11 protein-coding genes are annotated in these 10363 nt (G+C 72.7%); 8 read left to right on the top strand and 3 right to left on the bottom strand.

Features of this window, described 5'->3' with window-relative positions:
- The 3 genes from DW299_RS13610 to DW299_RS13600 all read right to left on the bottom strand — a co-directional run.
- A partial coding sequence (locus DW299_RS13610; RefSeq protein WP_446724802.1) for an arsenate reductase/protein-tyrosine-phosphatase family protein occupies positions 1 to 318 on the bottom strand: 318 nt, incomplete at its 3' end.
- Positions 315 to 791: a VanZ family protein gene (locus DW299_RS13605; protein WP_136036910.1), complete on the bottom strand. Its 477-nt coding sequence runs from the start codon at positions 789 to 791 to the stop codon at positions 315 to 317. The genes DW299_RS13605 and DW299_RS13610, both read right to left, overlap by 4 nt.
- A 35-nt stretch (positions 792 to 826) precedes the next feature.
- Positions 827 to 1765, bottom strand: coding sequence for a Ppx/GppA phosphatase family protein (locus DW299_RS13600; RefSeq protein WP_136036909.1), 939 nt, complete (start codon positions 1763 to 1765; stop codon positions 827 to 829).
- A 37-nt stretch (positions 1766 to 1802) separates the two neighbouring features.
- Between DW299_RS13600 and coaA the strand changes: the two genes are divergently transcribed.
- The 8 genes from coaA to DW299_RS13560 all read left to right on the top strand — a co-directional run.
- A complete protein-coding gene (gene coaA, locus DW299_RS13595; protein ID WP_240744509.1) occupies positions 1803 to 2744 on the top strand; it encodes a type I pantothenate kinase in 942 nt (313 codons plus the stop codon).
- Between the two features lie 64 nt (positions 2745 to 2808).
- The gene (glmS, locus tag DW299_RS13590) at positions 2809 to 4656 is read left to right on the top strand and encodes a glutamine--fructose-6-phosphate transaminase (isomerizing) (protein ID WP_136036908.1); all 1848 of its coding nucleotides are present in this window, start codon (positions 2809 to 2811) and stop codon (positions 4654 to 4656) included.
- Between the two features lie 72 nt (positions 4657 to 4728).
- Positions 4729 to 5088, top strand: coding sequence for a holo-ACP synthase (locus DW299_RS13585; protein WP_136029679.1), 360 nt, complete (start codon positions 4729 to 4731; stop codon positions 5086 to 5088).
- Positions 5085 to 6191, top strand: a complete 1107-nt coding sequence (alr, locus tag DW299_RS13580) for an alanine racemase (RefSeq protein ID WP_136029677.1) — start codon at positions 5085 to 5087, stop codon at positions 6189 to 6191. Before DW299_RS13585 ends, alr begins: the two co-directional genes overlap by 4 nt.
- Positions 6188 to 6682 carry a tRNA (adenosine(37)-N6)-threonylcarbamoyltransferase complex ATPase subunit type 1 TsaE gene (tsaE, locus tag DW299_RS13575; protein ID WP_372490575.1) on the top strand — a complete coding sequence of 165 codons (495 nt, stop codon included), beginning with the start codon at positions 6188 to 6190 and terminating at the stop codon, positions 6680 to 6682. The genes alr and tsaE overlap by 4 nt, the downstream gene beginning before the upstream one ends.
- Positions 6679 to 7479, top strand: a complete 801-nt coding sequence (locus tag DW299_RS13570; RefSeq protein ID WP_136029675.1) for a response regulator transcription factor — start codon at positions 6679 to 6681, stop codon at positions 7477 to 7479. The genes tsaE and DW299_RS13570 overlap by 4 nt, the downstream gene beginning before the upstream one ends.
- Before the next feature lie 208 nt (positions 7480 to 7687).
- Positions 7688 to 9280, top strand: coding sequence for a sensor histidine kinase (locus tag DW299_RS13565; protein WP_136029663.1), 1593 nt, complete (start codon positions 7688 to 7690; stop codon positions 9278 to 9280).
- Positions 9277 to 10363: hypothetical protein (locus DW299_RS13560; RefSeq protein ID WP_136036907.1), on the top strand; the 1087-nt coding region annotated here is incomplete at its 3' end. The genes DW299_RS13565 and DW299_RS13560, both read left to right, overlap by 4 nt.

Raw genomic sequence — 10363 nt, 5'->3', positions numbered from 1 at the left:
CGCGTGCGTCCCCGCGCTGTGCACGCGCACGCCCAGCGGCTCGAGCGAGCGGCGGAGCATCACCTCGGCCAGCGGCGAGCGGCAGATGTTGCCCGTGCAGACGGTGAGGATCGTGAGGCGGTGGCCGGGGTCGCCGCCCGCGTCCGGGCGCAGCAGCGCGTCGAGCGGGCCGGGCGCCGGGGCGTCCGCGTGCGCGTTCCCGGGTTCGGGGGAGGAGGAAGGGGAGGCGGAGGACGCGGCGGGCGTCGTCGCCCGGAGCTCGCGCCATTCCCTGCGGCTCATGCCGGCCGGAGGGCCGTCGGGGTGGGGCGTGGTCACGACACCAGCCTACGGCGGGCCGCCGCCGGACGATCACCCGCCACCAGCTGGAGCAGCACCAGGGCGAGCACCGCGCCGATCAGCGTGCCCGAGGTGTTGGCGATGATGTCGCTGAGGGCCGGGACGCGCGAGGGCATGAGCCCCTGGACCGCTTCGATGACCACGCTCATCAGACCGCCGCAGAGCACCACCTGCCACAGGCGCAGCCGCGGGAGGGCGAGCGCGAGCAGCAGGCCCACCGGCACGAACAGGGCGACGTTGGCGAGGATCTCCAGCACCACGGCGCTGCGCTCGTACGAGGCGATGCCCGCATCGGACACCCACGCGGCCATGACGCCCACCAGCCCCGTGACCTTGGCCGAGACCGAGGCGGGGAGCCAGACGGTGAAGCCGACGAACAGCAGGTAGCCGACGAGGGCGAGACGCGCCGTCACCGTGCCCGCGCGCGAGGGGGCGACGGCGGGGGAGGTCATGCGGTCATGCTAGCGGCGGGGGGTGTGCGCCCCTCTCAGGTTCGCGCGCCGCTGTGCTCCTCGATGTAGCGCAGCAGCACGCCCTCGCGCAGGGCCCACGGGGAGACCTCCAGCTCGTCCACCTGCAGGGCGCTCATCGCGGTGTGCAGAGCGACCGCGGCCGCCACGATCTGGAACGTGCGATCGGGGGTGATGCCGGGCAGCTCCTGTCTGGCCGAGGCGGGCAGGCGGGCGAGCCGCGGGATCCAGGAGCCGAGCGCCGCGCGGGGCAGCAGCATCCGGTCGCTGCCCGACCACCCGGGCGCCGGGTAGCCCACCAGACGCGCGAGCGAGCGGATGGCCTTGGACGATCCGACGACGTGGTCGGGGCGGGGCAGGGCGCGGAACCGGGGCAGCACCTCGGCGAGCGTCGTCTCGGCGTGCGCGCGCAACCGCTCGACGTCGGCTTCGCCGGGCGGGTCGTCGGGGAGGAACTGCACGGTCATGCGGCCGGCGCCCAGCGGGACGGAGGCGGCGGCGTCGGGCAGCTCCTCCGCCCCCGCGGCGATCTCCAGCGAGCCGCCGCCGATGTCGAGCAGCAGCAGCTGTCCGGCCGACCACCCGAACCACCGCCGCACCGCGAGGAACGTCAGCTCCGCCTCGGTCTCGCCGTCGAGCACCTGCAGCGGCTGCCCGAGCGCGGCTTCGATGCGGGCGATGACCTCGGCGCCGTTGCGGGCGTCGCGCACGGCGCTCGTCGCGGTGGCGAGCAGCTCGTCGACCCGCTCCGCCTCGGCGACGCGGCGGGCCTGGGCCACGGCGGCCTCGAGCGCGGTGACGCCCTCCTCCGAGATGGCGCCGTCGGGGGTGAGGTAGCGCATGAGGCGCAGCACCGTCCGGTCGCTGGTCGTCGCGAGCGGGCGGCCGCCGGGACGCACGTCGGCCGCGAGCATGTGGACGGTGTTGGATCCGATGTCGAGGACTCCCAGGCGCACGGGAAGAGACTACTCGCGCGCCGTTACGATGGTGCACGTGACCCCCGACCCCACGCTGCCGTTGTCGCCGTACCGGGAGATCGGCCGAGCCGAGTGGGCGCGTCTGGCCGCGGGCCTCGACCAGCCCCTCACCGAGACCGAGGTCGTGGAGCTGCGCGGCATCGGCGACCGGCTCGACCTCACCGAGGTGCGCGAGGTGTACCTGCCGCTGAGCCGCCTGCTGAGCCTCTACGCCTCGGCGACCAAGCAGCTCGGCGCGGCGACCTCGACCTTCCTGCAGGAGGACGACAGCACGACGCCGTTCGTGGTCGGCGTCGCCGGATCGGTCGCGGTGGGCAAGTCCACGATCGCCCGGCTGCTGCGCGAGCTCATGAGCCGCTGGCCGGGCACGCCACGCGTCGAGCTGGTGACCACCGACGGCTTCCTCTATCCGAACGCCGAGCTGGAGCGCCGCGGGCTCATGGACCGCAAGGGCTTCCCCGAGTCGTACGACCGGCGCGCGCTGATCGAGTTCCTGACCGAGGTCAAGAGCGGCGCCCCCGAGGTGCGCGCGCCGTTCTACTCCCACATGCGCTACGACATCGTGCCCGACGCGCACGTCGTGGTGCGGCGACCCGACGTGGTGATCGTGGAGGGGCTGAACGTGCTGCAGCCGCCGCCCGCGCCCAACGACGTCGCGGTCAGCGACCTGTTCGACTTCTCGATCTTCGTCGACGCCGAGACGTCGCACATCGAGAAGTGGTACGTCGACCGCTTCCTCGCGCTGCGGCAGGGCGCGTTCAGCAATCCGTCGTCCTACTTCAACGTGTTCGCGCACCTCACCGACGAGGAGGCGATCACCACGGCGCTCGGGTACTGGAACGAGATCAACATGCCCAACCTGGTCGAGAACGTGATGCCCACCCGGCATCGCGCACGCCTGGTGCTGCGCAAGGGGCCGGACCACGACGTGGAGAGCGTGCTGCTGCGCAAGCTGTGACGCCGCGCCGTCGGCGCTCTATTGTTCGGACGACTCGCAAAAATCGCGTCTTACCCTGTATCTCATGTGTGGAATCGTCGGATACGTGGGCCCGCGGCCCAGCCAGGACATCCTTCTCGCCGGTCTCGCCCGGCTCGAGTACCGCGGCTATGACTCCGCGGGCATCGCCGTGATCGACGGCGACGGCGAGCTGGGGATGCGCAAGAAGGCCGGCAAGCTGGCCGTGCTGCGCGACTCGCTCGGCGACGCGCCGCTGCCCGACGGCACCACCGGCATCGGCCACACGCGCTGGGCCACCCACGGCGGACCCACCGACGGCAACGCCCACCCGCACCTCGCCGACGACGACAAGCTCGCCGTGATCCACAACGGCATCATCGAGAACTTCGCCGCGCTGCGCGACGAGCTGCTCGCCGACGGCGTCGTGTTCCGCAGCGAGACCGACACCGAGGTGGCCGCGGCCCTGCTCGGTCGCGAGTACGCCGGCAACGGCGGCGACCTCGAGCTCGCCTTCCGCTCGGTCGTGAACCGCCTCGAGGGCGCCTTCACCCTGCTCGCGATGCACCAGGACCACCCCGGCCTCGTCGTCGGCGCCCGCCGCAACTCCCCGCTCGTGATCGGCCTGGGCGAGGGCGAGAACTTCCTCGGCTCCGACGTCGCGGCCTTCGTCGAGCACACCCGCCAGGCGCTCGCGATCGGTCAGGACCAGATCGTGTCGATCACGCCCGACGCCGTGACCGTGATTGACTTCGCCGGCACCCCGGTCACCCCGGAGCCCTTCGACGTGTCGTGGGATGCCGCCGCCGCCGAGAAGGGCGGCTGGTCGAGCTTCATGGCCAAGGAGGTCGCCGAGCAGCCCGACGCCGTGGCCAACACGATTCGCGGTCGCATCCAGGACGGGCAGGTCGTGATCCCCGAGCTCGACGGGCTCGACGAGCTGTTCACCGGCATCAACCGCGTCATCATCACCGCGTGCGGCACCGCGTCGTACGCCGCCCTCGTCGGCAAGTACGCCATCGAGCAGTGGGCGCGCGTCGCGGTCGACGTCGAGCTCGCGCACGAGTTCCGCTACCGCGACCCCGTGATCGGCGCCGACACCCTGGTCGTGTCGATCAGCCAGTCGGGCGAGACCATGGACACGCTCATGGCCGTCAAGTACGCCCGCGAGCGCGGCGCGCGCACCCTCTCGGTGTGCAACACGCAGGGCGCCACCATCCCGCGCGAGTCCGACGCGGTCGTCTACACGCACGCCGGACCGGAGGTCGCGGTCGCGTCGACCAAGGCGTTCTCGGCACAGATCACGGCGCTGCTGCTGCTCGGCCTGCACATGGGTCGCGTGCGCGGCACGGTCGCCGACGCGTCCACCGACGTCGCCGAGCTGCTGGCCCTGCCCGAGAAGGTCGCCGCGGTGCTGGAGAGCGAGCAGGAGCACGTCACGCAGCTCGCCGGCTGGATGGCCGACACCCGCTCCGTGCTGTTCCTCGGTCGCCACGTGGGCTACCCGATCGCGCTGGAGGGCGCGCTCAAGCTCAAGGAGATCTCCTACATCCACGCCGAGGGTTTCGCCGCCGGCGAGCTCAAGCACGGCCCGATCGCGCTGATCGAGCCGGGGCAGCCGGTGTTCGTGCTGGTGCCGTCGCCGCGCCATTCCGCGCTCGTGCACTCGAAGGTCGTCTCCAACATCCAGGAGATCCGCGCGCGCGGCGCCCGGGTCATCGTGGTGGCGGAGGAGGGCGACGCCGCGGTGCTGCCCTTCGCCGACGAGGTCATCCACATCCCGCTCGCCGGCCCCATGTTCGAGCCGCTGCTGGCCGTGGTGCCGCTGCAGATCTTCGCGATGGCGCTGGCCACCGCCAAGGGGCTCGATGTGGACCAGCCGCGCAACCTGGCCAAGTCCGTCACGGTGGAGTGACCCCGCCCGTCGTCCGCGAACGGCCCCGTCCCGCTCCGGGGCGGGGCCGTTCCGCGCGAGTAGGCTGAACGGGTGATCATCGGCACCGGCATCGACCTCGTGGACATCCCCCGGTTCGAGCGCACGATGACCCGCACGCCCAAGCTTCGCGAGCGGCTGTTCGCCCCCTCGGAGCAGGCGCTCCGACTGCCGTCGTTGGCCGCGCGCTACGCCGCCAAGGAGGCGCTGATCAAGACGCTGGGCGGGTCGGACGGCGTGCACTGGACCGAGATCGAGATCGCCTCCGAGCCCTCGGGGCGGCCGTACTTCGTGCTGTCCGGATCGACGGCGGCGGTCGTCGAGGAGCGCGGCATCGTGACCCTCCACCTCACCCTCACCCACGACGCGGGCCTGGCCGCCGCGTTCGTCGTCGCCGAAGGAGCACCGCTGTGACCGTCCCCTTCCGTGAGGCCGCGATCGACCTCGACGCGATCGCCGACAACGTGCGGCACTTCCGTCGGCTCACCGGGGTCGAGGTGCTCGCGGTGGTGAAGGCCAACGCGTACGGACACGGTGCCGCGGCGACCGCGGTGGCCGCGCTCTCGGCAGGTGCCACCCGGCTCGGGGTCGCCGAGATCCCGGAGGCGCTGGAGCTGCGTCGGCAGGGCGTGCACGCGCCGATCCTCGCCTGGCTGCACGCCCCGGGGGAGCGCTTCACCCAGGCGGCGGCCGAGAACATCGAGCTCGGGATCTCCTCGTTCGACCAGCTGGAGGCGGCGGCGGCCGCGGCGGCGGTCGACAGCCCGGTCGCGGTGCACCTGAAGTTCGAGACGGGGCTGTCGCGCAACGGCATCGCCCCGGGCGACTGGGGGCGGGTGCTGGCCGAGGCCGCGCGGCTCGAACGCATCGGGCGGCTGCGGGTGGTGGGCCTGTTCAGTCACCTGTCGAACACCTCACCCGCCGACGACAGGGCGGCGCTGGCGAAGTTCGAGGAGGGGGTGGCCGCGGCGGCGTCGTTCGGCATCCGCCCGGAGATCCGCCACATCGCCGCGACCGCCGCGGCGATCGACCTGCCGGAGACGCGGCTGGATGCGGTGCGGATCGGCATCGGCCTGTACGGGCAGTCGCCGTTCGACGACCGCTCCTCGGCCGAACTGGGCCTGCGCCCGGCCATGACGCTGCGCGGCGCGGTCGCGGCCGTGCGCCGGGTGCCGGCGGGCACCGGTGTCTCGTACGGCTACGACCATCGCACCGACCGCGACACCACGCTCGTCCTGGTGCCGCTGGGCTACGCCGACGGCGTGCCCCGCAGCGCCTCCGGGCGCCTTCCCGTGTCGATCGGCGGGCGCCGCTTCGTGAACGTCGGCCGCATCGCGATGGACCAGTTCGTGGTGGACGTGGGGGACACCCCCGTCTCGATCGGCGACGAGGTGGTGCTGTTCGGCGATCCGACCCTCGGCGTGCCGTCGGCGCGGGAGTGGGCGGACGCCGCGGGCACGATCGACTACGAGATCGTGACCCGCATCGGACACCGGGTGCCGCGGAGGGCGTCGTGAGCGTCGACCCGGCGTTCCTCGGTCGCCGGGAGATCGCCACCGCGGACGAGATGGAACAGCTCGGCCTGCGGATCGGCGAACAGCTGGAGGCGGGCGACCTGCTCATCCTCACGGGGCCGCTCGGGGCGGGCAAGACCACCTTCACGCGGGGGCTCGCGGAGGGGCTCGGCGTGCGCGGACCCGTGCAGAGCCCCACGTTCGTGATCGCGCGCACCCACCCGTCGCTCGTGGGCGGGGCGCCGCTCGTGCACGTCGACGCCTACCGGCTCGGCTCGGCCGCCGAGCTCGACGACCTCGATCTCGACCTGCAGCGCTCGGTGGTCGTGATCGAATGGGGGCGCGGCATGGCGGAGGAGCTCGCCGACGCGTGGTGGGACATCGAGCTGGAACGCCCGGTCGGCGCGGCCGGAGCCGACGACGACCTCGACCCGTCCGAGCTCGACGCGGACGCCCCGCGCGTGGTCACCATCGTCCGGGAGCAGCGGGCATGACCGCCCGCAGCGTCGGCGACCTGGTCGCGGTCATCATCGAGGACGACCCCGGCGTGCAGTCGCTGCTGGAGGAGGTGTTCCTCGCCGCGGGCTTCGAGGTCGCCGTCACCGGGTCGGGGCCGGAGGGCCTCGCGGCGGTCGAACGGCACCAGCCCGTGATCACCACGCTCGACATCAACCTGCCCGGCATCGACGGGTTCGAGGTGGCCCGGCGCATCCGCCGGGTCAGCGACACGTTCATCATCATGCTGTCCGCGCTCGCGGAGGAGTCCGACGTGGTGCTCGGTCTCACCTCGGGCGCCGACGAGTACCTGGTCAAGCCGTTCCGTCCGCGCGAGCTGCGCGCGCGGATCGAGGCGCTCCTGCGGCGACCGCGGCTCCCGGTCGCCACGGCGACGCAGCGTCCGGTCGCGCCCGCGCCGCCGGCCGCCGCGACCGATACGACGGTGTCCACGTGGCGTGGTCGGGTGCATCGCGACCTCAGCCTCGACCTCGATACGCGGCTCGTGCTCGTGGCGCAGCGTCCGGTCGAGCTCACCCCCACGGAGTTCGACCTGCTCGCCGCGCTGCTGGAGTCGCGGCGCCGCGTGTGCAGCAAGGCGGAGCTCGCACGGGGTCTGCGCGGCGCGCCGTCCGGCTCCGCCGACCCCGTCAGCGAACCGGACAAGCGCGCCATCGAGACCCACATGGCCAACCTGCGCCGCAAGCTCGGCGACAGCCCTACCGAGCCGCGCTACATCGAGACCGTGCGCGGCGTCGGCTATCGGCTCACCCCAGCCGGCGATCAACCCGGCTGACAGGGGTTCGAGGCCGCGGCTCCCCCACCGCGGCCTCGGATGCCTGCGAATCCCCACTCGCGCGGCCCCAGCGTCTGCGAAATCCCCAGTCGCAGTGTCGGCCCCCACTCAGAATCGTAGGACGCCGATGTCGCCTGAAGAGCGCGTAGGCCCGATCTTTGAGTAATCTTGCGACAAAGCTGAGGATCGACCAGGAGGCGGGGGCTTCATGATCCGCACTGTGTCGATCTGGCGTTGGCAACTCGTGTTCGCGGGCAGCATCGTCGCCATCGTGGTGATGGTCGCGGGCTTCAAGCCGCACACGCTCACGATCCCGCTGTTCGTGGTCGGGATCGTCCTCGTGGTGGTCACCACGCTCGTCGCCCTGCTCGTGCCGTGGCGCCGGCTTCCGCGCACCGCCGTGACCGCGCTCCCGCTCCTGGACATCCTGGCCGTCGGCTTCACCACCAACGCCCCCGACCTGCGGCTCGGGTTCCTGTGGGTGTTCCCCGTGGTGTGGCTGGCGACCTACTTCTCGATGCCGTGGGTGTTCACCGGTGTCGCCTTCAGCAGTGGCTGTCTGGTGTTCTTCGCCGACCGCTCGGGGGAGCCGGCCGACGTGCTGCTGCGGGTGCTGACGGTCGTGGTGACCCTCAGCTTCCTCGGGGTCACGGTGCGGATCGGCTCGCAGCGGTCGGGTGCCGCGCGACGGCTGCTGCAGCGGCGCTCCGAGCAGGTGAACAGGGCGGCGGAGCGGGCCGAGACCAACCAGCAGCGGGTGACGCAGATCATCGACGCGCTCGGTGTCGCCCTGGTCGTGGTCACCGCACAGGGGCGGATCCTGCAGATGAACGACGCCTACCGCGCGCTGTACGGCCGCGACCGCTACGGGGCCGCCCTGCCCTCAGCCTCGGTCGAGTACGACGCGCGGCGCGGCACCGCCCTGAGCCCCGCGCGCACGACCCTGGCGCGGGCGGCCGCGGGGGAGGAGCTGCGCGCCGAACGGGTGTGGCTGTTCGACGGCGCGGGACAGTGGCGGGCGCTGGAGGTGACCACGCAGGCGATGGCCGGGGCCGGCGAGGGCGAGCACATCGCTCTGGTCGTGATCGACGACGTCACCGCGCTCCTGGAGGCCGCGGAGGAGCGCAGGGCCCTCACCGCGATCGTCTCGCACGAGCTGCGCAACCCGCTCACCGCGATCATCGGGCACGTGGAGCTGCTGCGCGAACGCGACGACCTGCCGGGCCGCGTGCCCGCGCAGGTCGAGGTGATCGCCAACGCGGGGGAGCGGATGCAGGACCTGCTCTCGAGCATGCAGGCGCAGACCCGCAGCTCGCCGGAGCCGTTCGAGCCGGTGGACCTGCGCGAGGTGGTGGAGGCGTCCGCGGCCTCCTTCGCGCCGCTGATCACCGCCGCCCGGCAGGAGCTGAGCCTCGACGGCGCGGACCGCCTGGTCATCACCGGCGACGCGTTCCGGCTGCGCCAGGTGCTCGACAACCTGATCGGCAACGCCGTGAAGTACACCCCGTCCGGCGGCCGCATCCAGGTGCGGGTCGGCGCGGACGATGCCAGGGCCGAGGTGAGCGTGGTCGACACCGGCATGGGCATCGCCCCCGACGAGCTGCCCCGTCTCTTCGAGCCGTACTTCCGCACCGACAGCGCCGTGCGGGGCGGGATCTCCGGCACCGGGCTCGGCATGGGCATCGCGCGGGACATCGTCGTCGCGCACGACGGGGAGATCCTCGTCGACAGCGAGGTGGGCGTCGGCACCACCGTCACCGTGCGCTTCCCGCGCCGTTCCCCGAGGAAGGATCCGGCATGACACCGCTCGTGCCCGTCAACGTCGACGTGACCACCAGCATGGTCGCCGTCGTGACCGTGCTGACCGCGATCGTGATCGGTCTCGCCACCCTGGCGCGCCCGACCAGGGCGACGATCGTGTGGGGCGTGGCCTTCGGGATCGGCATGCTGGGCGCGTACCTGTGGCTGGCCGGGCATCACACCGGCCTCCCGGTCCTGCGGGCCGCCTCGTCGGCGCTGACGGTCGTGTTCATCCCCCTCGTCTGGATCGGCGTGCGGATCCACTTCGGGCGCTCGGCCCCCTGGCTGCCGGTGATCGTGGCGCTGATCGGCGTGCCGGTCGCCCTGGTGTCCACGGCGGGCACGGCCTGGTACCTGCTGGTCTTCCACCTCGTCTTCCTGTCGATGGGCGTGTTCGCCGGGCTCCTCGCGTGGGAGCTGCTGCGCGGGCAGCCTCCCGCGCGCGACGTCGTGATGCCCCTCGCGCTCGCCGCGTGCGGCTTCGCGGTCGTCTCCGTGGTCAGCGGGGCGTCTGCGCTGGTGTCGGGGAGCGTGAGCACCGAGGCGCAGTTGAGCGCCCTGCGGGGCATGAACGCCGTCGGCGCGATCGTGGTGAGCACCTGCGCCGCCTTCACCCTCGTGCTGCTGGTGCGGGTGGAGAGCGCGGCGCGCGGTGACGTCGGGGCGGCCGACCGTGCCAGGGCCCGCCTGCGCAAGGCCGAGGCGCAGAACGACGGGGCGTGGTCGGTGCTGGACGTGCGGCTGGACGACCCCGCCGACCTGCGCGAGGCGTCGAGCAGCGGGGCCTTCCGCCGGATCGTCGACCGCTTCCACGCCGACGTCCAGGAGGCGCTGCCCACCACCGCCGACGCGGAACGGGTGAGCGACGACCGGGTCGTCGTGCTGATCCGCGGCAGCGACGAGGCCGTGCGCTTCCACCTGCGCGCGATCCTGTCCCGGATCTCGGTCATCGACACGGATGCGCCGGTGAGCGGCATCCGCTCCTCGGCCAGCATCGGCTGGGCCACCTCGAGCGTCGCCGGCTACGACTACGACGCGCTGCTGGCGGCGGCGGCCGCCGCCGCGGACCGGGCACGTGCGGCAG

The organism is Microbacterium sp. K35 (assembly GCF_004794375.1).
Classification (GTDB): domain Bacteria; phylum Actinomycetota; class Actinomycetes; order Actinomycetales; family Microbacteriaceae; genus Microbacterium; species Microbacterium sufflavum.
The sequence above is the reverse complement of the archived record's forward strand: the minus strand, read 5'-3'. Positions and strand labels throughout refer to the sequence as shown.